The sequence below is a fragment of the Bradyrhizobium sp. WSM2793 genome (assembly GCF_000379585.1).
Lineage (GTDB): Bacteria > Pseudomonadota > Alphaproteobacteria > Rhizobiales > Xanthobacteraceae > Bradyrhizobium.
Window position 1 is genome coordinate 607,721 of sequence record NZ_KB902768.1, and the last position, 22,688, is coordinate 630,408.

Below are 22,688 nucleotides of genomic sequence, written 5' to 3' on the forward strand. Positions count from 1 at the left end.
AATGAGAAAAGTCGGAATTGGAATCATCGGCTGCGGTGTCATCAGCACCGCCTACCTCAAGGCGGCGCAACGCTTCCCGGTCATGGAGGTCAGGGCGCTCGCCGATATGCGCAGTGAAGTCGCGGAGCGGCAGGGTGCCGTTTTCGGGCTGCCGGCGATGCGGGTCGATCAATTACTCAAACGCGATGACGTCGAGGTCGTCATCAATCTCACGGTGCCGCTGGCACACACTGATGTCAGTCTCGCGGTGCTGAATGCCGGAAAGCATGTCCATTCCGAGAAGCCGCTCGGCATCAACGCCGCCGAAGCCCGCAAGGTGATCGATCTCGCCGCACAGAAGAACCTGCGCGTCGGCTGCGCGCCCGACACGTTCCTTGGCGGCGGGCATCAGACCGCCCGCAAGCTGATCGACGACGGTGCGATCGGCACGCCGGTGGCGGGCAGTGCCTTCTTCGGCTGCCCCGGCCATGAGCGCTGGCACCCGGCGCCGGGCTTCTATTACTTGCGCGGCGGCGGGCCGATGCTCGACATGGGGCCGTACTACATCACCGATCTCGTGCAATTGCTCGGCCCGGTCGCGAGCGTGATGGGCTCGACGGCGCGGCCGCGATCCGAGCGCCTGGTTACCAGCCAGCCGATGAACGGCACGCTGATCCCGGTCGAGGTTTCGACCCATGTCGCGGGCACGCTTGAATTCGAGAGCGGAGCGGTCATCTCGATCGCGATGAGCTTTGATGTACCGAAGCACCGGCACGCGCCGATCGAGATCTATGGCGACAAGGGCAGCCTGCAGGTGCCGGACCCGAACCGCTTCGGCGGCGAGGTGCACCTCGCCAGGACCGGCGGCGAATGGGAAACAATGCCGTGGACGCACGGCCATGTCGAAGGCGAGTTCCGCTCCATCGGGGTCGCCGACATGGCGTCCGCGATCCTGAACAACCGACCGCACCGCGCCAGCGGCGCGCTTGCGTTCCACGTGCTGGAGGTGATGGAGGCGTTCCAAACCTCCGCCGATGAAGGGCGCCGCGTCAAGATCGAGAGCAGCGTCGAGCGGCCGGCGATGCTGCCGGCGGGACGTGAAACGGGACAGGTCGACTGAGGGAATGACCATGCGCAAAGCAATGATTGTATGGGGCGGCTGGCCGGGACACGATCCGGATCTCTGCGCCTCGATGATTCGCGGCTGGCTGAGGGCGGAAGGTTTCGAGGTGCGGATCGAGACGACGACGGCGGCATTCGCCGATCCTGAGATCCACGACATGTCGCTGATCATCCCGATCTACACGATGTCGAAGATCGAGAAGGCGGAAGCGCTCAATCTCTGCGCGGCGGTGCGGAGCGGCGTCGGGCTCGCCGGCCATCATGGCGGCATGTGCGACGCGTTCCGCGATTCCGTCGACTACCAGTTCATGTGCGGCGGGCAGTGGGTCGCCCATCCCGGCAACATCATCGACTACAAGGTCGACTTGACGAAGCCGGATGACCCCATCATGAAAGGCCTGAACAGTTTCGAACATCGTTCCGAGCAATATTACATGCATGTCGACCCCGCCAACGAGGTGCTGGCGACGACGACCTTCACCGGCGAGCACGCGCCGTGGATCGAGGGCGTGGTGATGCCCGTGGTCTGGAAGAAACGCTACGGCGCGGGCAGGGTGTTCTATTCCTCGCTCGGCCACCGTGCCTACGAGCTCGACGTGCCGGAGATCCGCACACTGATGACCCGCGGCATGCTGTGGGCGGCGCGCGAATGACGGGTGGGGCGACGCAGCCGGCGATTCGCGCCACGCTCGAGGACGTCGCGCGTGCGGCCGGCGTTTCGCTTGCGACCGTCGATCGAGTCGTCAACCGGCGCGAGGGCGTGCGCGCCAAGACCGTCGCGCGTGTCGAGGCCGCGGTGGCAAAACTCGGCTATCGCGCCGACCTCGCGGCGGCGCGGCTCGCCCGTGGGCAAACATTCCGCTTCGCCTTCGTGCTGCCGACCGGCAGCAACAGCTTCATGACCAATCTGAGCGAGCAGGTCCTGCGCACCGCGGACTGGCTCGCCGGCCAGCGCGGCTTCATCGACATTCTCCATGTCGATGTGTTCGATGCGGATGTGCTCGCCGGCGCGCTGGAAACCCTGTCGCCGGCCTACCAGGGCGTTGCCGTCATCGCGCTCGATCATCCCAGGGTTCGGGCCGCGATCGACGAGCTCGTCGGACGCGGGGTCGCCGTGGTGACCCTCGTGTCGGACGCGCCAAGCTCGCGCCGCCTGCACTATGTCGGCATCGACAATCCCGCCGCAGGCCGCACTGCCGCGACGCTGATGGGGCGCTTCCTCGCCGGGCGCGAGGGGACGGTCGCGGTGATCGCGGGATCGCTGTCGCTGCGCGATCACACCGAACGGCAGTTCGGTTTCCATCAGATCCTGTCCAGCGAGTATCCAAACCTGCCCGCGCTGCCGGTCATCGAGGGCCGCGACGACAGCGATCGCACACGGGAGCTCACGGCCGCGCTGCTGGCGCGCCATGCAGATCTTCGCGGCATATACTGCTGCGGTGCCGGAAACCGCGGCATCGCCGATGCGCTCGAGGCTTCGGGCCGCGCTCGCGAAGTGGTCTGGATTACCCATGAGCTGACCCAATACACACGGCGTTTCCTGGTTCGCGGCACCCTCGATGCCGTGATCAATCAGGATCCCGGGCACGAGGCGCGCTCCGCGGCACGCATTCTGCTCGCGCACTGTTCGGGCGAGCCAATCAGCGCCGACCAGGAGCGCATCCGCATCGACATTTTTTTGCGGGACAATCTGCCGTAACGCGAGCTCATACCGCGAGCGCCGCAGCGTTGAGCCAGGCGCGGGCCGGTCAGCGAGCGAGCTTTGGGCGAGCAGAGCGCGGATAGCGGATCACGCGGAAGAGGCTGACGACTAGCCAAAAGCTGTAACTCACATCGGCTCGATGCCGATCTTCTTGATGATCCCGGCCCATTTCTTGGTTTCCGCGGTCATGAAATCCTTAAGACCTCGGGGGTCCATCATCAGGGGCTCGGCGCCCTGCTCCACCAGGAGGGTGCGCACCTTCGGATCGTTCATGGCTTCGATCATGGCGGCATAGAGCTTGTCGATAACGGCGGTGCCCGTGCCCGCGGGCGCGAGCAGGGCAAGCCACGCCGCGCTCTCGTAATCCTTCAGGCCAGCCTCGGCCGCGGTCGGCACGTCCGGCAGCGCCGTCATGCGTTTGTCGCTGGCAACCGCGAGCGGGCGCGCGTCGCCGCTCCTGATCAGACCGATGACGTTCGGCAAGAGCTGGAAGCCCAGTGGGACTTGGCCCGCGATGAAGTCCGGCGTGTAAGCGGCGATGTTGCGGTAAGGAACGTGGGTTATCTCTGTGCCCGTGAGCTGCTCGAAATAGGCGGCCGCGAGGTGCTGCGACGAGCCGACTCCGACCGTCCCGTAGTTCAGCTCCCGCGGGCGCGCCTTGGTGTACTCGATCAGCTCGCGCAGCGATTTTGGCGGCAGCCTCGAATTGATCACAATGACGTTCGGCAGCGTGGCAAACAGCCCGATCGGGGCAAGATCCTTCAGCGGATCGTAGGGCAGCTCCTTGTACAATGATCGGTTCGCGGCTAGTGGGCCGGAGGTGCTCATCAGCAGCGTGTAGCCGTCCGGGGCGGCATGTGCAGCGGCCGCGGTACCGATATTGCCGCCGGCTCCAGGGCGATTGTCGACCACGAAGGCCTGTCCCAATGACGCCGACATGCGGTTAAGCAGGATGCGCGTGATGACGTCGCTGGCGCTGCCGCCTGCGAAGGGCACGAGCACCTGGATCGGACGCGCCGGGTAGTCTTGCGCTTGCGCAGGACGCAGCCCGGTGGCGGAGAGGGCTGCGCCCAGGCCGAGCGAGAGCAAAGACCTGCGGTCAGGGTGAAATCCTTCAACGTGCGGCGCTGTGCCGTCCGTGATCTTGCTGTGACCGAACCTTGCCATCTCGGACTGAATCTCCCGACCGTGTCTTGTTCTGCAAGCCTTGGGAGCGTCCGTGACAAGAATGTCCGGGAGGAGCGCCAGGCCGCGATTTTCTGCGCCTGGACCGTAGTTAGCGGCTTGACGTGACCGTCATGCCGGCTCGTCTCGAAACTTACCAACCCGTCTCATTTTGCAACGGGCGCGACATCTTGTCCGAATGAGCGTTCGGAATTCAGGAAATCATCTTCCCAGCCTTGCGACGCCGCTTGCGGGATGACGAGGCTGCGCCGCCGGAGCCAGGTTCAGCCAACTCCTTTGCCACCGCCGCGGCCTGCGCCAGATCGTGGCTGATGACGTCCAGCACGGCCTTGGCCGCAACCGAGACCGCTCGCCGCGGGTGATGCACCCAGGCGATCGAGCGAACGATCCGTTGCGCGTCGAAACGATGGGCTCGAATGGTTCCGCTTGCCAGTGATTGCCGGAGCGCGATGGTCGGCAGCACGGTCGCGAAGTCGGTGGTCGCGATCACGTCGCAGAGGGCGGGCAGCGTGTCGAGCTCCAGGCGCGGCCGCAGGTCGATGCCGAGGGCTGCGGCGTGCTCATCGAGGATCAGCCGCAGTCCGTGGCGCTTCGATGGTAGCACCAGATCGAAATTCGCGATGTGGTCGAAGCGCAGTTTTGCGGGCGGCTTGATCGGGCCGTCCTTGCGGCAGGCGAACACCATTTCCTCGTCCATGATGTGATGCGCGGCGAGCGGCGTCCTTCGGCGCGGCACGTTGATCAGCGCGAAATCGAGCTGGCCGCTGTTGACCCAGTCGACCAGCGTTTCGGTGTAGCCTTCGCACGCGGAGAGGATGATCTCGGGATAGCGGCGCGCGACGGTCGCCGACGAGCTTGCCATGGTGCTCTGCGCGACCGAGGTGATGAGGCCGACCGAGACGCGGCCCGAAATCCGCCCGCCGATCTGGGCCATCTCCTGGCGCGCATACTCGGCATCGCGCACGATCGGCGCCGTCAGCCGCACCAGCGCCTCGCCGGCGCTGGTCAGCGTCATGCCCTGGACGCTGCGGTCGAACAGCTTTTGGCCGAGCTCGGCCTCGAGCTTGGCGATCTGCATGCTGAGCGCCGGCTGTACGATGTTGAGCCGGCGCGCGGCCCGCGTGACGTTCTTTTCATCGGCCAGGCACAGGAAATATTGCATCTGCCTGAGTTCCACGAGGCCAGTCCTTCGTTCGCCAACTCGCTCGCGATCCATCATCTCTGATGATGAACGATATAATCAATCATTATTTGTCGTGATGATCGAGATTGCCTAGTTTTGCAGCCGGCCACGCCACCTCGAGGGTACGTGCCCACGGGAGCGAAATCAGACATATGCAGCACGCAGCGCCCAAGCGGATGATCATCGGCATTTCCGGCGCCTCGGGCGTCACCTATGGCGTGCGCCTGCTGCAACTCCTGCGCAATGCCGGCGTCGAGACGCATCTGGTGATGTCGAAGACCGCCGAGCAGACCTTCGCCTACGAGACCGACCTGAAGATCGCGGAGGTGAGGGAGCTCGCCAATGTCAGCCATGCGATCGACGACATGGCTTCGGCAATCTCGAGCGGCTCGTTCCGTACCGCCGGCATGATCGTGGCGCCGTGCTCGATGCGCTCGATGTCCGAGATCGCCTCGGGCGTCACCACGACGCTTTTGACCCGCGCCGCCGATGTCGTGCTCAAGGAGCGCCGGTGCCTGGTGCTGATGGTGCGCGAGACCCCGCTGCACACCGGGCATCTCAGGACGATGACGGCGCTATCAGAGATGGGCGCGATCATCGCGCCACCTGTGCCCGCCTTCTACGCAAAACCCGAGAATCTCGACGACATGGTCGAGCACACCGTCGGCCGGGTGCTCGACCTTTTCGATATCGATATCGGCGTGGTGCGCCGCTGGGGCGAGGACGAAGCGCTCAAGCGCCGCTCGCCGTCGCTGCGCAAGATCGCGCCCTGACCCGAACGGCCGAGGAAAGATACGTCATGCGAATGCAAAATTCGGCGAAGAGCACGAACGCACCGGCCGATCTGCGTGCCTGGCTCGCTTACCTCGCCGAGCGCGGTAAGCTCGCGATTGCGCGCGAGGGCATTGCGCTGACCGATGAGCTCGCCGCCATCGCCAAGCGGCTGGAGCGCGACAGCGCGGTGCTGTTCCCGCGCCCCGACGGGCACGAGATCCCCGTCATCGCCAACCTGTTTGCCGGCCGTGATTGGGTCGCCGATTCCATCGGCGTCACCGAGGACCAGTTGCTGCCACGATTCCTTGCTGCCGCAAGCAATCCTCTGCCGACCCGCGAGGTTCCCGACGGTCCGGTGCAAGAGGTCGTTCACGACGACGTCGATCTGCTCCGACAGCTTCCAGTGCCGAAGCACAATGAACGCGATAGCGGTCCCTATATCACGGCCGGCCTGCTGATCGCCCGCAATCCGAGGACCGGCGTTCAGAACGTTTCGATTCATCGTTGTCAGGTCAGCAGTAGGAATCGTATCGGCGTTCTGCTGCTGCCGCGGCACACTTTCTCTTACTATCGTCTCGCGGAGGAGCTGGGCCAGGCGCTGGAGATCGCTATCGTCATCGGCGCGCATCCGGCGCTGCTGCTGGCTTCGCAGGCGATTGCTGCGCTTGACGAGGACGAGATGGCGATTGCGGGCGCGCTGCTCGGCTCGCCCGTGGACGTCGTCAAATGTCGCACCAATTCGGTTCGCGTTCCCGCCCATGCGGAGATCGTGATTGAAGGACGAATCCTGCAAGGCGTACGCGAGCCGGAGGGACCGTTCGGTGAATTCCCGCAATATTACGGCCCGCGCGCCAATCGCGAGGTGATCGAAGTCGATGCCATCACACATCGCGCCAAGCCGATCTTCCATACCATCGTCGGCGGCGGCTTCGAGCACCTGATTCTCGGCGGCGTGCCGCGCGAAGCGACGCTGCTCCAGCATCTGCGCCGCAGCTTCCCGACCGTGCTCGATGTTCGCCTCACGCGCGGCGGTACCTGCCGCTATCATCTCGCGATCAAGATGGACAAGACCAATGAGGGCGAGCCGAAGAACGTCATGATGTGCGCCTTCGGCGCGCATTACGACATCAAGCAGGTGGTTGTGGTCGACAAGGACGTCGATATCTCTTCCTCCGAGGAGATCGAATGGGCGGTGGCGACGCGCTTCCAGGCCGACCGCGATCTCATGGTCGTCGCCGGCGCGCTCGGCTCGAAACTTGATCCGACCACGGATGACGGTATCGGCGCCAAGATGGGCCTCGACGCGACCGCGCCGGTCAGGGCGTCCGAGCTCGCCTTCAAGCGCATCCGCGTCAAGGGCGAGGAGGACGTCGACTTGACGACAGCCCTGCAGGCCGATCCGGGCGCTGCGGTCGCGCGCCTTCTTGCGGAGGCGCGGATGTGAACGGGTTGCCGCCCGGAAGCGGCTTGCGTCCGTTTGCGCCGTTGGAATTTGTAGCTGGGGCGGCCTATAGTGCCGCACCAGCAAGGCAACCATTTTGCGGCGCAACGCCGGGAGGAAGAAACTGATGTCGACGGCCCTGCGCATCGCTCATGGCGCTTTCGGCAGGGTCGCTCTGCTCGACATGGACCGTTCGCTGGTCCGCCACGCTCATCATCACTGCCACGTCCTGCTCAAGGTCGAGGGCGCCGACACCCAGTTTCTGGTCGGCGACCAGGTCACCCCGCTCACGGACACCGCGGCCGTTCTGGTCGACGGCTGGAAGCCGCATGCCTATGTGCATGACGTCAATCGCCCGCGCACGCTCATCATGGCGCTCTATATCGAGCCGGAATGGCTGAAGGAGTTCCGGCCCGGATGGGCCGCGAGTGGCGCGCCGGGCTTTTTCGAGCGGCCCTCGGGCGAAGTCTCGCCACGCATTCGGCAACTCACGCTGCATCTTGCGGCCGAAATGATGGCGAATCCCGATGCGGTGCGAACCCACGAGCAGACCCTTTCGGACCTCATGATCACGGTGATCGAGCGCTTCACGCCCTGGCGCAGCTTTCCGACCTCGATCCGCGGCATGAGCGCCGTGAGCTGCGACTGGCGGATCCGCCGCGCGATGGACGCGATGCGCGTGAACGATTCCTACGCCAACGTCGATCAGTTCGTGAAGGGCGCGGGCCTGTCGCGCGCGCAGTTCTTCCGCCTGTTCGAGACCTCGCTCGGCGTTTCGCCAAAGCTTTACCTCAACGTCGTCCGCATGGAGCGGGCGCTCGACGCGGTGATGCGCGAGGACACGCCGCTCGGCGAGCTCAGCGAGCGCTTTGGTTTTCCGGAGCCTGCGCATTTCACGCGCTTCTTCCGCGATCATGCCGGTGTCAGCCCGCGCGAGTTTCGCAACGTCTCGCGCCTCGCGGGCTGATATTGCGCTGCACGCTCTCGAATGAGACGATTTGGTAAGTCGTGAGAGCGGGCGGTATGGCCCTCGCGCCTCCTGTCCTGACAAACGTCGCCGTCGCGTCAGAGAACGCGTCGGGAGGTATGCCGGGACATGGTGCAGGCCGCGGTTCAATCCGCAAATTCGGTTGATCAGGGTGGCGACAAGCCGTGGGTCGGGCGTTCAATCGAGCGCGTCGAGGATGCCGCGCTGCTCAGCGGTCGCGGCCGCTTCATCGACGATCTCGGCGTCCAGCCCGGCACGCTGCATGCGACGATCCTGCGCTCGCCGCACGCCCACGCCGATATTGTTTCGATCGACGTTGAAGCGGCCAGGCGGCTGCCGGGCGTTGCCGCGGTCCTGACCGGCGAGCAGATCAAGGCGGTCACCACAAGTCTCGTCGTCGGCGTGAAGGCGCCGGTCGAGTGCTGGCCGATCGCGGTCGAGCGTGTGCGCTATGTCGGCGAACCGGTCGCCGTGATCGTGGCGACTGATCGTGCCCGTGCTGAAGATGCAGCCGAACTCATCAATGTCGCGTATCGCCCGCGAACGGCCACAGTCGACCCGCTCGGGGCGATAGCACCGGGTGCACCGGTCCTGCACGACGGTTTTCCCGGCAATCTCGCCAGCGACCGCGCGTTCCGCTACGGCGATCCTGAAAAAGCGTTTGCGGATGCGCCGCATCGCTTCTCCATCGACATCCGCTATCCCCGCAACTCCTGCACGCCGATCGAGACTTATGGCGTCGTCGCCTCGCATGATGCCGGCGAGGATGCCTTTGAGGTTCTCGCGAATTTTCAGGGGCCGTTCAGCATTCACACCGTGATTGCGCGTGCACTGAAGGTGCCGGGCAATCGGCTGCGACTGCGTACGCCGCCGGATTCCGGCGGCAGCTTTGGCGTCAAGCAGGGCGTGTTTCCGTACATCGTTCTGATCGCGGCTGCTGCGCGCGTCACGGGCCGGCCGGTGAAGTGGATCGAGGATCGGCTCGAGCATCTCACCGCGTCGGTGTCAGCGACCAACCGCGCGACGACATTGGCCGCGGCGGTTGCGGCCGACGGCAAGATTCTCGCGCTCGACTGGGACCAGGTCGAGGATTGCGGCGCGCATCTGCGCGCGCCCGAGCCCGCCACGCTCTACCGCATGCACGGCAACATGACGGGGGCCTACGACATCAACCACGTCAGGATTCGCAACCGCGTCGTGGTCACCAACAAGACACCGACCGGCCTCAACCGCGGCTTTGGCGGGCCGCAGGTCTATTTCGCGCTGGAACGCCTGGTGCAGCGCATCGCGATCGGGCTCGGTCTCGATCCGCTCGATGTCATCAAGCGCAATCTGATCGAGGCAGGTGCCTTTCCCTATCGTACCGCAACCGGCGCGTTGCTCGATTCCGGCAACTACCAGGACGCGATCGCGCGCGCGGTCGAGCAGGGCAGGCTTGCGGAACTGAAGGCGCGGCGCGACGCGGCGCGGGCAGAGGGGCGTCTCTACGGGATCGGTTTCACGGCGGTGGTGGAGCCCAGCGTCTCCAATATGGGTTACATCACAACGGTGCTAACTGCCGCCGAGCGTCGCAAGGCCGGGCCGAAGAACGGGGCGCAGGCGACCGCCACTGTCGGCCTCGATCCGGTCGGCAGCGTCACCGTTCACGTCGCCTCCGTGCCGCAGGGGCAGGGCCATCGCACCGTGCTGTCGCAGGTGGTCGCCGACGTCTTCGGCCTTGAGCCGAAAGACATCCGCGTCAACACCGAGATCGACACTGCCAAGGACGCCTGGTCGATCGCGTCGGGCAACTATGCCAGCCGTTTTGCTGCGGCGGTGGCGGGCACCGCCAAGATCGCGGCCGAGCGCGTCGCCGGCCGTCTCGCCCGTATTGCTGCCAGTCAGCTCAACGTCGAGGCCGCGGACATCGAGTTCGCGAAAGGTTTCGTGGCCTCAAAACACAATCCGGAGAACCGGATCTCGTTCTCGCGTGTCGCAGCGCTCAGTCATTGGTCGCCGGGATCGCTGCCTGACGATGCCGGCCAGACCATTCGTGAGACCGTGTTCTGGACACCGCCGGAGCTGACGCCGCCCGGCGAGGACGACCGCATCAACTCCTCGCTGTGCCATGGCTTCATCTTCGACTTCTGCGGCGTCGAGATCGACCGCATTACTCTGCAGACGCGGATCGACCGCTACGTCACCATGCACGATTGCGGCACCATCCTCCATCCCGGCATGGTCAATGGCCAGATCCGTGGCGGCTTCACCCAGGCGCTCGGTGCCGCGCTCTACGAGGAATATGCCTACGCCGAGGACGGCAGTTTCCTCACGGGAACGCTCGCGGACTATTTGCTGCCGACCACCACCGAGGTGCCGGAGCCCGAGATCTTCCACATGGAGACGCCATCGCCGTTCACGCCACTCGGCGCGAAAGGCGTCGGCGAAGGCAATTGCATGTCGACGCCGGTCTGCCTCGCCAACGCGGTCGCGGATGCGCTCGGCGTTGCCGATATCACGTTGCCTCTGGTGCCTGCCCGGCTTGCCGAGCTGGTGCGCGGCGCCGAGCCGCCGCCTCCCGCGGATGGCGTGGCCGCGGCGCCTGCGCGCGAAGCAGATCGGCGGCTCCGCGGCGAAGGGCAGGCCTCGGTGAGGGGGACGCCCGAGCAGGTCTGGGCCATGCTGCTCGATCCCGCCACGCTCCAATCGATCATTCCCGGCTGCCAGCGCGTCGACAAGATCACCGAGACGCATTTCCGCGCGGATGTCACGCTCGGCATCGGACCCGTCACCGGGCGCTATCGCGCCGACGTGGAGCTGTTCGATCTCGATCCGCCGTGCGCGGTCACCTTGCGCGGCGGCGCCACCGGCGCGCTCGGCTTCGGCAGCGCTGAGGGGCGCGTCACACTCGCGCCCGACGGCAGCGGCGGGACGAAGCTGACCTACAGCTATGACGCCGCGATCGGCGGCAAGATCGCAAGCATCGGCGGCCGGCTGCTCGACGGCGCGACGCGGGTGATCATCGGCCAGTTCTTCGCAGCGCTCGCCCGCAGGGCCGGCGGTGGTGGTGCGTCGGGCGGCTTCTCGCTGTTGGCTCTGCCGGCGAAGGTCGCCGGCCTGTTCGGGGGACGCCGATGAAGCCGCCCGCATTTGACTATCTCCGCGCCGAGACCGTCGGCGAAGTCCTCGACGGGCTGGCGCAACAAGGCGGCGATGCCCGTGTGCTCGCCGGCGGACAGTCACTGATGGCGATGCTCAACATGCGCCTCGCCAAGCCGAAGCTTCTGATCGACATCATGCGGATCCGGGAGCTCTGCAAGATCGAGCGGACAGCCGATGCCGTCGTCATCGGTGCCAGCGTGCGCCAGGCCGATCTGCTGGCCTGGCCGGATCTGGCCGAGGCATTGCCGCTGGTGGCGCTGGCGCTGCCCTGCGTCGGTCACATGCAGACCCGCAGCCGCGGCACCATCTGCGGCTCGCTCGCGCATGCCGATCCCAGCGCCGAGATGCCGCTCGCGCTGGTCGCGCTCGGCGGCGAGGTGCTTTTGCGCAGTGCCAGGCGCCGTCGCCGCGTCGCGGCCAAGGATTTCTTCGCCGGCATGATGCTGACGGCGCGCAGCGACGACGAGTTGATCGAAGGCATCTCGCTTCCGGTCATCAATGGATCTCGCTTCGCGTTCTGCGAGGTCGCACGCCGGCACGGCGATTTTGCCATCGTGGCCTGCGCCGCGATGAAGACGCCATCCGGCGTCCGCCTCGCGGTCGGTGGCGTTGCGGACGTCCCGACCGCGCGGGACTGGCCGCGACTCGAGGGCAGCGCGGTCGACGATGCCCTCAACGCCTTTGCCTACGAGCTCGGCGCCCGCGACGACGTCCATGCCACCGCGCGCTATCGCCGCGACCTCGTGCGCATGATCGGCCGCGATCTGATCGGCGAGGTGCTGCAATGACCCGTCTCAAATCCGACGCCCGCCATCCCATCCACGTCTCACTGAATGGCGAGCCCGTTGCGGGGGAAGCCGAACCTCGGACGCTGCTGTCCGACTTCCTGCGGCACCAGTTGGGCGCCACCGGCACCCATGTCGGCTGCGAGCACGGCGTCTGCGGCGCCTGCACGGTCGTCGTCGACGGCATGCTGACCCGTTCCTGCCTCACCCTGGCAGCGCAGGTCGACGGCTGCGAGATCAAGACGGTTGAAGGGCTTGCACCCGCGGCCGATCGCCTCGGCGTGCTGCAACAGGCCTTCCGCCGCAACCACGCGCTCCAGTGCGGCTTCTGCACCGCCGGCATCCTGATGTCGCTCGATCATTATCTCGCCAGGAACCCGGCGCCGACCGAGGCGGAGATTCGCGATCTTCTCAGCGGGCATCTGTGCCGCTGCACCGGATACACGCCGATCATCCAGGCGGCCCTCGAAGCCGCCGCCCAGCTCGCTTCATCGAAAAAAGAGACGTCAGATGCTTGATCTCGCCAGCAGCTTCATGGCCAGCGCCGCGCGCGATCCGCGCGCCATCGCGCTGGTCGACGGCGATCTCCGCCTGACCTACCGGCAATGGTACGACCAGATCTCTGCTTTGGTCGCATCCTTCGGCCGCCTGGGCCTCAAGCCCGGCGACCACGTCGTCACGCTGCTGCAAAACCGCTGGGAGGCCGCGACGCTGCATTGGGCCTGCCAGTTCGCAGGACTCGTAATCACCCCGATCAACTGGCGCGCCAAGGCCGACGAGCTGGACTTCTGCATCGAGAACGCCGAAGCCCGCGCGGTTTTCTACCAGGATGTTTCTGCCGAGGCGGTGCGGGGTTCGGCGCTCGCTGGCCGGCTGCTACGCGTGTCGGTCGATCCGGGCACAGGCGAGGCGGTCGGCTTTGCCGATCTGATCAGGGGCAGCGCGCCCGACGCCGAGCCGTGCGTCGGCCCTGATGCCTGGTCGATCATGCTCTACACGTCGGGCACGACCTCGCGGCCGAAGGGCGTGCCCCGGCGTCATCGCGCCGAGCGTGCCGCGGCGATCGCCCACGTCGCGCAAAATCTCTACGGCCGCGGCGAGCGCACGCTCGGCGTGATGCCGCTCTACCACACCATGGGCGTCCGCTCGTTGCTCGCGATGTCGCTGATCGGCGGCAGCTTCATCTGCCTGCCGCGCTATGACAGCCGCCAGGCGCTGGAGCTGATCGAGCGGGAAGGGATCACCAATCTCTATCTGGTGCCGACGCTCTATCACGATCTCGTCCACCACGAGGCCTTTGCCCGGACCGACGTCTCCAGCGTGCGCAAGCTCGGCTTTGCCGGCGCCTCGATGACGGATGGCCTGCTGAAGAAGCTGAACGAGGCCTTCAGGCCGGAGCTGTTCGTCAATCATTACGGCAGCTCCGAGATCTACACCTTCACAATCGATCAGAACGCTACGGCAAAACCCGGCTCGGCGGGCAAGGCCGGGCTTAACCAGCACGTCAAGGTCGTGCGCATCGGCGCGCGTTCGGTGGCGGAGCTTGCCGCGGTGGGCGAGGAGGGTGAGATCATTGCCACGCTCGCCGGCGACGAGGCCTTTGAGGGCTACTGGCGTCGTCCCGAGGCCGACGCAAAGTCGCTGCGCGAGGGCTGGTATTTCACCGGCGACACCGGCTTTATCGATCCGGACGGCGACCTGTTCGTCACGGGCCGCGTCGACGACATGATCATCACCGGCGGCGAGAACGTCTCGCCGGTCGAGATCGAGAGCTGCCTGTCGCTGCACCCGGCCGTCGACGAGGTCGCGGTGGTTGGCGTCGCCGACGAAAAATGGGGCAAGGTCGTCGCCGCCTTCGTCAAGCGCAATCGCAACGTTTCCGAGATCGAGCTGGAGAAGTTCTGCCGCACCTCGGGCCTCGCCAATTTCAAGCGGCCGCGTCGCTACGTCTTCGTCGACGCGATTCCGAAATCGCCGGTCGGCAAGCTGCTGCGGCGCCTGCTCGTCGCCGGAGAATACGAGACCGAGCGCCGGCCGCCATCGGACGCCGCTTGATCGTCACGCATCAACAGAAGGAAGCGAAAATGCCGTCACCCTATACTTTTGCCGATCCTCGGCTCGCCAAGCTCGATGGGTTCAAGGTCGAGATCGATGAGGCGCATGAGCGCGCGGACATCATCCTGGGACGTCCGCCCTACAACGTCGTGGCGATGCCGCAGCGTGACCAGCTCCGGCTGACCTTCGAGACTCTCGACGAGGATCCGCGCGTGCGCATCATCGTGCTGCGCGGAGAGGGCGAGCATTTCTCGAGCGGCGGCAATATCGGAGGCTTCATGGAAGCGAGCCCCGAGCACGTCTCCAAGCTCGCCTGGAACATCGCCGCGCCGGCGCGTTGCGCGAAGCCTGTCATCGTCGCCAATCGCGGCTATTGTTTCGGCGTTGGCTTCGAGCTGTCGCTGGCCTGCGATTTCCGTATCGCCTCGGAGACCACGCAGTACGCGCTGCCCGAGCAGAAGCTCGGACAGATCCCGGGCTCCGGCGGGTCGGCACGGCTGCAGAAGATGGTCGGCATCACCCGCACCAAGGACATCGTGATGCGCTCCAAGCGCATCTCGGCGAGGCAGGCGCTGGAGTGGGGCATCGCCACCGAATGCGTGCCCGATTCCGAACTGGAGAAGGCGACCGACAAGCTCGTCGACGAGCTCCGCAGCTTCTCGCCGCTGGCGCAGCGCACCGCCAAGAAACTCCTGAACGACACCGAGGATTCGACGCTCGCCATCGCCATCGAGCTCGAAGGCCATTGCTACAGCCGTCTGCGCCAGTCGGAAGATTTCAGGGAAGGCGTCGAGGCCTTCAACGCCAAGCGTCCGCCGAAATTCGCCGGTCGCTGATACGCGACGCAACAAGCTGCCGCGGTTCGCAATGGCGCGGATCGCGGCCCTATTCAAACGGGGAGGGTAAAACAAAATGGCTGAGATGGATATGCCGGTCGCCGGTGCACGGGCATCGACCGATAACAAGCAGATGGTCAATGCGATCATCGCGTCAGTGCTCGGATGGGCGCTCGACCTGTTCGATTTGTTCATTCTGCTCTATGTGGCGCCGGTGGTTGGCGCGCTGTTCTTCCCGTCGAGCAATGCGGCGCTGTCGCTCGCCGCGGTCTACGGTTCATTCGCCGTTACGCTGCTGATGCGACCGCTCGGTTCGGCGGTGTTCGGGCACTACGCCGACGTGCACGGCCGCAAGCAGGCGATGCTGATCGCCATCATCGGCGTCGGCATCAGCACGGCCGCGTTCGGCTTGCTGCCGACCATTGCGCAGGTCGGCGTGATCGCTCCCATCGTGTTCCTGATCCTACGCCTGGTGCAGGGCGTGTTCGTCGGTGGTGTCGTAGCCTCGACCCACACGATCGGTACGGAATCGGTGCCGCCGCATTGGCGCGGAGCGATGTCGGGCCTGGTCGGCGGCGGCGGCGCCGGCATTGGCGCGCTGCTGGCGTCCTTCATCTTCCTGATCACATCCTCGGTATTTCCCGGAGATGCCTTTGCCGTCTGGGGCTGGCGCTTCATGTTCTTCTCGGGGCTGCTGAGCTCGCTGCTCGGCTGGTTCATCTTCCGTAATCTTGAAGAATCTCCCTACTTCAAGGAGCTCAAGCGCCAGCAGGGCAACAAGCAGGCGAAGGTCTCGAAGGCGCCAGTCAAGGACGTATTGTCCCGCGAGTATCGCGGCGTCCTGCTGATCAACCTGCTCATTACCTTCGGCGGCGGCGCCGGCTATTATCTGACCTCGGGGTACCTGCCGAGCTTCCTGAAAGTCATCAACGCGGTTCCGAACCAGACCTCCTCGCTGATCCTGATGGGCGCCAGCGTCTCGGCGTTCTTCGCCGCGGTGCTGGTCGGCGCGCTGAGCGATCTCATCGGCCGCAAGAAGACGTTCCTGCTGATCGGGGTCCTGGCGGCGGTGCTGTTGCCGCTGTGCTATCTGAACCTCGCCGTGACCAAGGACACCACGCAGATCACGCTTCTTGCGCTTGCCATCGCGTTCATCGGCAATGCCGGCTATGCGCCCGTGCTGATCTTTCTGAACGAGCGGTTCCCCACGGCGCTCCGCGCCAGCGGCACCGGCCTGTCCTGGAATATCGGCTTTGCGCTGGGTGGTATGATGCCGACGTTCGTTTCGCTGGTAAGCGGCAGCCCCGCGGAGATTCCGATGTCGCTGGCCTACTTCGCAGTCGGCGTGTTCGTGATCTATTTGATCGGCGCGATCGTGATCCCCGAAACCAAGGGCAACTTCCGCTGAGCTGGATCGGCGCGGCTGCACTTGCGGCCGCGCCAGCCACTACCCCGCAAGAAACCCGCCATCCACCGCGACCACCGTTCCGGTCGCGTATTGCGAGGCCGGCATGCAGAGGAAGGCGACGGCACCGGCGATGTCCTCGGGCTGGCCCCAGCGCTTGAACGCGGTGCGGTCGGCGATGCGCTGATAATGGGCGCGGTCGGTGCGGCCGGCGGCATTGATCGCGGTTTCGACATAGCCGGGCGCAACGGCGTTGACGCGGATGCCGTCTTCGGCCCACGCCAGGGCCAGCGCCTTGGTCAGCATCACGACGCCGCCCTTGCTGGCGCAATAGGCGGGAATCCGCGGCAGAGCCAGGGTTGCATTCATCGAGGCGATGTTGACGATCGATCCTTTCATCTTCGCCAGCTGCGAGCGGAACGCCATGCAGGTCCGGAACGTGCCCGTGAGATTAACGTCGAGCACTTTGATGAAGGTCTCGATTTCGTATTCCTTGTCCCGCGCCAGGATGCCGGCGCAATTGATCAGCGCATCGACGCGTTGGTGCTGCCCGGCGAGTGACCCGACGGCTTCATCGATCGTGACATCGAGCGTCGTGAGAGCAAGTCCGGCGCGCGGCTTGAGCAGGGAGCGTGCGAGATCGGCGTCATTGACGCCTGTGGCGGTCACCGTCGCCCCGAGGTCGCAGAACTGGTTGCTGATCGCGGCGCCGATGTCGCCGGCGCCGCCGATCACGACGGCATGAAAACCGGGGGTGAGAGAAAAGCTGGCACTCATCGGAGGATCTCATTTCGGGATTGCGGGAGGCGGAGCTGTCGATTCCCGGACCACCAGCGAGAAGTCGATCTCGCGATGCATGATGGTCTGCTCACCGGCGAGGCTGCGCACCAGATATTCTCCGGCCCGCTGCCAAGTCTCGTCGGTTGGGACGTGGATCGTCGTCAGGCTCGGTCGCAAATGGCGGCTCCAGTCGAGGTCGTCGAAGCCGACGACCGACAGATCACGCGGCACCGAAAAGCCGCTGCGCTCCGCTTCCAACAGGACGCCATAGGCAATGACGTCGTTGCCGCAGACCACGGCCGTCGGGCGATTCTTGAGGTTGAGGAGATGGCGGGCCGCCTCGCGCGCGTCGTCCAGGGTATAGGGCACCTCGACATGCCATTCCGGAGGCAGCTCCAGGCCGTTCTCCGCGAGCGCGCGGCGAAAGCCGGCGACGCGGGCGCCGGCGCGGTCGTTGTTGCGCTGAAGCGCGGAAACGATTCCGATCCGGCGGTGGCCGAGCTCGATGACATGCCCGGCCGCCCGATGGGCGGCGGCCTCGTTGTTCGTGCCGACGCAAGGGTAGGGCCGGTCGGGCTGATAGATCCCGACATTGATGAAAGGCACCGCATTGTCCGCGAGTAGCTTGCGCAACCCCTCGTGATGGCAGTCGCCCCGCAGCACGAGGCCATCGACGCCGCGGCCGATCAGGTTGCGGGCCTGTTGCAGCTCGACGTCGAGATCGTATCCGCTCGTGGTGAGAAACAACATGTAACCCACCGAGGAGAGGTATTTTTGCAGCGAGGCGATGCCGCGCGCGAACATCGTGTTGTCGATCGTCGGCACGATCGCGCCAAGCGTACGCGATCGCCGCGATGACAGAATGCGGGCCGGCGCATGCGGGATGTAACCGACGGCTTCGATTGCCTGCGCGATGCGCGCGCGCAGGGACGGGCTCACCGCATCGGGATTGTTGAGCGCACGCGAGACCGATGCCGTCGACACGCCGGCTCGTGCCGCGACGGCGCGGATGCCTTGCTTCGTCAATTTGGCGGACGGTGCGTTCATAATGTAACGTTACAATATCGTCCCACGAGCGAGGTAAGCAGAATAATTGCGATAATGCCGCACAAAGGATCGATTGTCTATCGCTTGACAGAGGTGCGTTGGCGCTTAGGATGTAACCGTTTTCAGAAAGTGCCGACAGCATAATGCGGCCAGCGGGAGGAGAGTTCGATGAAAGTCAGCATGCTCGCGACGCGCGTCGCGTTGCCCGTTCTTGCGATTGCCGCCGTCAGCGCGCAGGCGCGCGCAGCCGATTTCGACTGGATGAAGTTCAAGGGCAAGACCGTCACCTTTCTCGCCAACAACAATCCGGTTTCGCAGGCGCTGCTCACCTATAAGGCCGATTTCGAGAAGCTGACCGGCATGACCCTCAAGGTCGACGGCTATCAGGAACAGCAGATGCGCCAGCGTCTGGTCACCGTCATGAACGCGAACAGCGACGAGGTAGATGTGTTCATGACGCTGCCCTCGCGCGAAGGCGAGCAATTCGCCGCTGCCGGCTGGTACGGCGATCTCACCGCGATGGCCAAGAACGAGGTCGCCAAGGACTACGATCCGGCGGGGTTGAGCCAGGCCTTGCTGAAGGCCGCGACGTTCGGCGGCAAGCTGACCAGCATGCCAATGAACATCGAGGGCCCGATTTTCTATTACCGAACCGATATCTTCAAGAAGTGCGGCCTCGAGGCGCCGAAGACCATCAAGGACGTCGAGGCCGCCGCCGAGAAGATCAAGACCTGCGACAGCACGGTGACGCCGTTCGTCTCGCGTGGCCTCAAGCCTGCGATCGCCTACACCTTCAGCAACATGCTGCACAATATCGGCGGCACGTATATCGCGAGCGGCAAGTCGAGCCTGTGCTCGGCCAAGGGCAAGGAGGCGCTTGACACCTATAGCCGGTTGCTGCGCGACTTCGGACCGCCCGGCGTCGTCAATTATAGCTTCCAGCAGATTTCGGCGCTGTATCGCGGCGGCCGCGCGGCGATGGCGTTCGAATCCTCGAATGAATTGCGCACGGTGATGGAAGGCGGCGCGCGCCTGAAGGACACCGGCCTGTTGCCGTTCCCGGCGGGCGAGGCCGGCCAGGTGCCGACCACGATCGGCTGGGGCATGGCGGTGTCCTCGCACAGCAAGCAGCCCGATGCGGCCTGGTACTTCGTGCAGTGGGCGACGAGCCCCGAGGTGCAGAAGAAGATGGCTCTGCAGGGCATTGCCCCGCCGCGTCCGTCCGTCGCCAAGGACCCCGAATATCGCAAATGGATCGACGAGGAGCCGGTGCGCAAGGAATGGCAGGCCGCGCTCGATGTGCTCGCCACCAAGGGCTCGTCCGAAGTCGGCTATCCCATCGTCGCCAATCCGCAATCGCGCGAGTTCATTGGTCAGGCGGTGCAGGATTTGATCCTGAAGCAGAAGACCGTCGATCAGGCTTGTGCGGACGCCGACAAGGCGCTGGACGCGCTGATCGCGCTGAACTGACCGCCTGGTGCCGGCTGGTGTCCGCGCCGGCCGGCACCTAACTCGATCGAGGACAGGAATACATGTCTGATACGGCTGCGACACTCACGCAGGACCGGCAGAAGCTGGAAATGGCGGCGCTCTCGGCACCGGCCGTGATTTTCACGGTCGCGATGATCGCATTTCCGGTCGTCTATACGATCTGGCTCGGCTTCCAGACTTTCTCCTCGACCGGCAAGCAGTCCTTTGCCGGCCTTGCCAATTACACCAAGCTGATTTCCGACGTCGAGTTCTGGCATGGGTTGTGGATCACCATTGCATTGTTCGTGCTCTCGCTGGTGCTGCAGCTCGTCTTCGGCGTCTGGCTTGCGTTGGTGCTATTTCATGCCAAGCGCCTTCCTGGGATCGTGCGCTCGCTGTTCATCTCGCCCTTCATGATGCCGCCGGTGGTCGCCGGAATGATGTGGCTCGTGATCCTCGATCCGTCGCTGGGCGCGGCCAATTACATCCTGCAATCGCTCGGCTTACCGCCATCGGACTGGCTGGCGTCGCCGACATGGGTCATTCCGACGGTCGCGCTGATCGATAGCTGGCAATGGACGCCGTACGTCGCCCTGATCGTGCTTGGCGGCCTGCAATCTCTGCCGCCGAGCGTCTACGAGGCCGCGCAGATCGATGGCGCATCTGCGTTCAAGACCTTCCAGCGCATCACGCTGCCGCTGCTTCTGCCGACCATCGTCACTGCAGCCATCCTGCGCAGCGTCGATCTCCTGCGCTTCTTCGACATCATCTACATCACGACCCAGGGCGGCCCCGGCAACGCCTCGAATACGCTCAATATCTACGGCTTTCGGGTCGGCTTCGAGTTTTTCAACATCGGCTATGCCAGCGCGTTGATGCTGACGCTGACCGCGATCGTGTTCGGCGCCGTGCTCGCCTTCAACCGCCTGCGCGGCGCGGTGGCGTGGTGATTTCATGACCGACGCAGTCAACACCGACCGCTGGATACGCTGGCTCAACCTGGTGCAGCTCGTGCTGGCCGGCGTTATCATCATGACGCCAACGGTCTGGATGGTGCTGTCCTCCTTCAAGCCGTCCTTCGAGGTGACGGCCTATCCGCCGACACTGATCTTCACGCCGACGCTGGACAATTATGTCGAGCTGACCAAGACGACGCCGTTCCTGAGCTACGCCCTCAACAGCCTGATCGTGACCGTCGGCTCGACGGCGCTCGGACTCCTGTTCGGAATCCCGGCCGCGTTCGCCGTCTCCTGGACGCGAATTTCGTGGCCGGCGATCCTGACGCTCGCGGCGCGCATGGCGCCGGGGACGCTGTTCCTGCTGCCGTGGTACGTCATGTTCCGGCAGGTCGGCATGATCGGGTCGTACACGGCGCTGATCCTCAGCCACGCGGTGATCACGCTCCCGATCGTGATCTGGGTGCTGCTGCCGTCGTTCGATGCCATTCCACGCAGCGTGTTCGAGGCGGCACAGGTCGACGGTTGCAGCGTCACGCGCATCCTCTGGCGCATCGCGCTGCCGCTGGTGGCGTCCGGCATCGCCGTCTCGGCCATACTCGCCTTCGTATTCTCGTGGAACTACTTCCTGTTTGCGCTGGTGCTCTCCAATGGCGACACCAAGACGCTGATCGCGGCCGCCTTCAATTTCATCGGCGAAGGCTCGACGCAATGGGGCGCCCTGATGGCCGCGGCGACGCTGATCGCATTGCCGCCGCTGGTGCTGGCGGCTCTGGTTCAGCGTTGGCTGGTGTCCGGGCTGACGCTCGGCGCGGTGAAAGGTTAGGTATCTGATGAACGAAATGCCTCGTCCGAACGCGATCATGCAGGCGGCGGTGTTCCATGGTCACGAACGCATCACCATCGAGCCGGTGCGGATGCCCGACGTCGGGGCAGGCGAGGTGCTGGTGCGGGTCTCGCGCACCGCGCTGTGCGGCTCCGACTTCAAGCTCTGGCACAAGGGCGCCGAGTTCACCGCCGGTCACGAGATTTTTGGCGCGGTCGAGCAGCCCGGCCACCGCCTGCATGGCGGCCGCTGCGCCGTCTATATCCCGCTGCACTGCGACCACTGTGCGGCCTGCAAACGCGGCGACACCCAGATGTGCCTGGAGGTCTCGAGCCTGATCGGCTGGAACAGGCCGGGCGGCTACGCCGAATACGTGCCGGTGCCGGAGAATTGCCTGCTGTTGGTGCCCGACGATATCGAAGACAGCCTCGCGCCGCTCTTGCTCGACACCATCGGCACCTCCGGCCACGCCGTCCGGTTCGTCAGTCGTGTCGTGCCGCCGGACGAGGCAGGTGCGGTCCTCGTGATGGGAGCGGGGCCTGTCGGTCTCGGCGTCGTGCTGGCACTCCGCAGTCTCGGCTATGATGACATCCATGTGGCCGATCCGAACGCCGCACGCTTGAATATCGCCCGATCGTTCGGCGCGAAACCGCATCCGGTTGGCGACACATCGAAACGGTTCGCCCTCATCATGGAATGCTCCGGCGCGCATGCGGCACGCAACCTCGGCATCGAGCTCGTCCTGCCGCGCGGGGCGCTGGTGCTGGTCGGCGAGAACGCCGCGCCCTGGACCATCGAGGAAGGCAAGGTGTTCCGCCGCAAGGACTTCTACATGATCCGCACGTTCTACTTCCCGGTCTCGGATTTCGAGCCGAATGTCGAACTGCTGCGCCGGTACAAGGACGAATACCGCGTCCTCGTCGACGGCGAGTTCGGCCTGTCCGCTTTGCCTGAGAATTTCGCCCGCTTCGCCAAGGGCGAGTTGATCAAGCCTGTACTGGCGCTGGACTAAG

20 protein-coding genes are annotated in these 22,688 nt (G+C 65.1%); 16 read left to right on the forward strand and 4 right to left on the reverse strand.

Annotated features, from left to right (window positions below; translation table 11 throughout):
- Position 1 precedes the first annotated feature (1 nt).
- The 3 genes from A3AS_RS0102650 to A3AS_RS0102660 are packed head-to-tail and all read left to right on the forward strand — an operon-like array spanning position 2 to position 2,800.
- Complete coding sequence (locus A3AS_RS0102650; RefSeq protein WP_018316060.1) at positions 2-1,099, forward strand: Gfo/Idh/MocA family protein; 1,098 nt, start codon at positions 2-4, stop codon at positions 1,097-1,099.
- Between the two features lie 10 nt (positions 1,100-1,109).
- On the forward strand, positions 1,110-1,754 hold the full coding sequence (locus A3AS_RS0102655; protein ID WP_026201593.1) for a ThuA domain-containing protein: 645 nt from the start codon (positions 1,110-1,112) through the stop codon (positions 1,752-1,754).
- Entirely contained in the window at positions 1,751-2,800 is a 1,050-nt protein-coding gene (locus A3AS_RS0102660) for a LacI family DNA-binding transcriptional regulator (protein WP_026201594.1), read from the forward strand. Before A3AS_RS0102655 ends, A3AS_RS0102660 begins: the two co-directional genes overlap by 4 nt.
- 129 nt (positions 2,801-2,929) lie before the next feature.
- On the opposite strand, the gene A3AS_RS0102665 is transcribed toward A3AS_RS0102660, so the two are convergent.
- Both A3AS_RS0102665 and A3AS_RS0102670 read right to left on the reverse strand, forming a co-directional pair.
- Complete coding sequence (locus A3AS_RS0102665) at positions 2,930-3,970, reverse strand: tripartite tricarboxylate transporter substrate binding protein (RefSeq protein WP_018316063.1); 1,041 nt, start codon at positions 3,968-3,970, stop codon at positions 2,930-2,932.
- Positions 3,971-4,181: 211 nt separating this feature from the next.
- A complete protein-coding gene (locus A3AS_RS0102670; protein ID WP_049814772.1) occupies positions 4,182-5,150 on the reverse strand; it encodes a LysR family transcriptional regulator in 969 nt (322 codons plus the stop codon).
- A gap of 173 nt (positions 5,151-5,323) precedes the next feature.
- Between A3AS_RS0102670 and A3AS_RS0102675 the strand changes: the two genes are divergently transcribed.
- From A3AS_RS0102675 to A3AS_RS0102715, 9 genes are all read left to right on the forward strand, one after another.
- Positions 5,324-5,944, forward strand: a complete 621-nt coding sequence (locus tag A3AS_RS0102675; protein WP_018316065.1) for a UbiX family flavin prenyltransferase — start codon at positions 5,324-5,326, stop codon at positions 5,942-5,944.
- A 26-nt stretch (positions 5,945-5,970) separates the two neighbouring features.
- Entirely contained in the window at positions 5,971-7,389 is a 1,419-nt protein-coding gene (locus tag A3AS_RS0102680; RefSeq protein WP_018316066.1) for a UbiD family decarboxylase, read from the forward strand.
- A 124-nt stretch (positions 7,390-7,513) separates the two neighbouring features.
- Positions 7,514-8,353, forward strand: a complete 840-nt coding sequence (locus tag A3AS_RS0102685; RefSeq protein ID WP_018316067.1) for a helix-turn-helix transcriptional regulator — start codon at positions 7,514-7,516, stop codon at positions 8,351-8,353.
- 129 nt (positions 8,354-8,482) lie between these two features.
- Entirely contained in the window at positions 8,483-11,491 is a 3,009-nt protein-coding gene (locus tag A3AS_RS0102690) for a molybdopterin cofactor-binding domain-containing protein (RefSeq protein ID WP_026201595.1), read from the forward strand.
- Entirely contained in the window at positions 11,488-12,303 is an 816-nt protein-coding gene (locus tag A3AS_RS0102695; protein ID WP_026201596.1) for a xanthine dehydrogenase family protein subunit M, read from the forward strand. The genes A3AS_RS0102690 and A3AS_RS0102695 overlap by 4 nt, the downstream gene beginning before the upstream one ends.
- Positions 12,300-12,818 (forward strand): (2Fe-2S)-binding protein, encoded by a 519-nt coding sequence (locus A3AS_RS0102700; RefSeq protein ID WP_018316145.1) that lies wholly within the window; start codon positions 12,300-12,302, stop codon positions 12,816-12,818. Before A3AS_RS0102695 ends, A3AS_RS0102700 begins: the two co-directional genes overlap by 4 nt.
- Positions 12,811-14,355, forward strand: coding sequence for an AMP-binding protein (locus A3AS_RS0102705; protein WP_018316068.1), 1,545 nt, complete (start codon positions 12,811-12,813; stop codon positions 14,353-14,355). Before A3AS_RS0102700 ends, A3AS_RS0102705 begins: the two co-directional genes overlap by 8 nt.
- A gap of 29 nt (positions 14,356-14,384) precedes the next feature.
- Entirely contained in the window at positions 14,385-15,191 is an 807-nt protein-coding gene (locus A3AS_RS0102710) for an enoyl-CoA hydratase/isomerase family protein (RefSeq protein WP_026201597.1), read from the forward strand.
- A gap of 76 nt (positions 15,192-15,267) precedes the next feature.
- Positions 15,268-16,599: an MFS transporter gene (locus A3AS_RS0102715; protein WP_018316070.1), complete on the forward strand. Its 1,332-nt coding sequence runs from the start codon at positions 15,268-15,270 to the stop codon at positions 16,597-16,599.
- A gap of 39 nt (positions 16,600-16,638) precedes the next feature.
- Here the strand turns inward: A3AS_RS0102715 and A3AS_RS0102720 are convergent, their stop codons facing one another.
- Together A3AS_RS0102720 and A3AS_RS0102725 are read right to left on the reverse strand one after the other, a co-directional pair.
- Entirely contained in the window at positions 16,639-17,373 is a 735-nt protein-coding gene (locus A3AS_RS0102720; protein ID WP_018316071.1) for an SDR family NAD(P)-dependent oxidoreductase, read from the reverse strand.
- 9 nt (positions 17,374-17,382) lie between these two features.
- Positions 17,383-18,423 carry a LacI family DNA-binding transcriptional regulator gene (locus tag A3AS_RS0102725; RefSeq protein ID WP_018316072.1) on the reverse strand — a complete coding sequence of 347 codons (1,041 nt, stop codon included), beginning with the start codon at positions 18,421-18,423 and terminating at the stop codon, positions 17,383-17,385.
- Between the two features lie 168 nt (positions 18,424-18,591).
- Between A3AS_RS0102725 and A3AS_RS0102730 the strand changes: the two genes are divergently transcribed.
- The 4 genes from A3AS_RS0102730 to A3AS_RS0102745 all read left to right on the forward strand — a co-directional run bounded on the left by A3AS_RS0102730 (position 18,592) and on the right by A3AS_RS0102745 (position 22,687).
- A complete protein-coding gene (locus A3AS_RS0102730; RefSeq protein WP_018316073.1) occupies positions 18,592-19,893 on the forward strand; it encodes a sugar ABC transporter substrate-binding protein in 1,302 nt (433 codons plus the stop codon).
- Between the two features lie 62 nt (positions 19,894-19,955).
- Positions 19,956-20,843 carry a carbohydrate ABC transporter permease gene (locus A3AS_RS0102735; protein ID WP_049814758.1) on the forward strand — a complete coding sequence of 296 codons (888 nt, stop codon included), beginning with the start codon at positions 19,956-19,958 and terminating at the stop codon, positions 20,841-20,843.
- 4 nt (positions 20,844-20,847) lie between these two features.
- Positions 20,848-21,675 carry a carbohydrate ABC transporter permease gene (locus tag A3AS_RS0102740; RefSeq protein ID WP_018316074.1) on the forward strand — a complete coding sequence of 276 codons (828 nt, stop codon included), beginning with the start codon at positions 20,848-20,850 and terminating at the stop codon, positions 21,673-21,675.
- Between the two features lie 7 nt (positions 21,676-21,682).
- Complete coding sequence (locus A3AS_RS0102745; protein WP_018316075.1) at positions 21,683-22,687, forward strand: zinc-binding dehydrogenase; 1,005 nt, start codon at positions 21,683-21,685, stop codon at positions 22,685-22,687.
- Position 22,688: the final 1 nt, after the last annotated feature.

Coding starts and splice junctions, on each gene's coding strand:
- A3AS_RS0102650 (WP_018316060.1), top strand. CDS start 2: ATGAGAAAAGTCGGAATTGGAATCATCGGCTGCGGTGTCATCAGCACC.
- A3AS_RS0102735 (WP_049814758.1), top strand. CDS start 19,956: ATGTCTGATACGGCTGCGACACTCACGCAGGACCGGCAGAAGCTGGAA.
- A3AS_RS0102720 (WP_018316071.1), bottom strand. CDS start 17,373: ATGAGTGCCAGCTTTTCTCTCACCCCCGGTTTTCATGCCGTCGTGATC.
- A3AS_RS0102705 (WP_018316068.1), top strand. CDS start 12,811: ATGCTTGATCTCGCCAGCAGCTTCATGGCCAGCGCCGCGCGCGATCCG.
- A3AS_RS0102655 (WP_026201593.1), top strand. CDS start 1,110: ATGCGCAAAGCAATGATTGTATGGGGCGGCTGGCCGGGACACGATCCG.
- A3AS_RS0102740 (WP_018316074.1), top strand. CDS start 20,848: ATGACCGACGCAGTCAACACCGACCGCTGGATACGCTGGCTCAACCTG.
- A3AS_RS0102710 (WP_026201597.1), top strand. CDS start 14,385: ATGCCGTCACCCTATACTTTTGCCGATCCTCGGCTCGCCAAGCTCGAT.
- A3AS_RS0102675 (WP_018316065.1), top strand. CDS start 5,324: ATGCAGCACGCAGCGCCCAAGCGGATGATCATCGGCATTTCCGGCGCC.
- A3AS_RS0102670 (WP_049814772.1), bottom strand. CDS start 5,150: ATGCAATATTTCCTGTGCCTGGCCGATGAAAAGAACGTCACGCGGGCC.
- A3AS_RS0102690 (WP_026201595.1), top strand. CDS start 8,483: ATGGTGCAGGCCGCGGTTCAATCCGCAAATTCGGTTGATCAGGGTGGC.
- A3AS_RS0102700 (WP_018316145.1), top strand. CDS start 12,300: ATGACCCGTCTCAAATCCGACGCCCGCCATCCCATCCACGTCTCACTG.
- A3AS_RS0102730 (WP_018316073.1), top strand. CDS start 18,592: ATGAAAGTCAGCATGCTCGCGACGCGCGTCGCGTTGCCCGTTCTTGCG.
- A3AS_RS0102660 (WP_026201594.1), top strand. CDS start 1,751: ATGACGGGTGGGGCGACGCAGCCGGCGATTCGCGCCACGCTCGAGGAC.
- A3AS_RS0102695 (WP_026201596.1), top strand. CDS start 11,488: ATGAAGCCGCCCGCATTTGACTATCTCCGCGCCGAGACCGTCGGCGAA.
- A3AS_RS0102715 (WP_018316070.1), top strand. CDS start 15,268: ATGGCTGAGATGGATATGCCGGTCGCCGGTGCACGGGCATCGACCGAT.
- A3AS_RS0102685 (WP_018316067.1), top strand. CDS start 7,514: ATGTCGACGGCCCTGCGCATCGCTCATGGCGCTTTCGGCAGGGTCGCT.
- A3AS_RS0102680 (WP_018316066.1), top strand. CDS start 5,971: ATGCGAATGCAAAATTCGGCGAAGAGCACGAACGCACCGGCCGATCTG.
- A3AS_RS0102665 (WP_018316063.1), bottom strand. CDS start 3,970: ATGGCAAGGTTCGGTCACAGCAAGATCACGGACGGCACAGCGCCGCAC.
- A3AS_RS0102725 (WP_018316072.1), bottom strand. CDS start 18,423: ATGAACGCACCGTCCGCCAAATTGACGAAGCAAGGCATCCGCGCCGTC.
- A3AS_RS0102745 (WP_018316075.1), top strand. CDS start 21,683: ATGAACGAAATGCCTCGTCCGAACGCGATCATGCAGGCGGCGGTGTTC.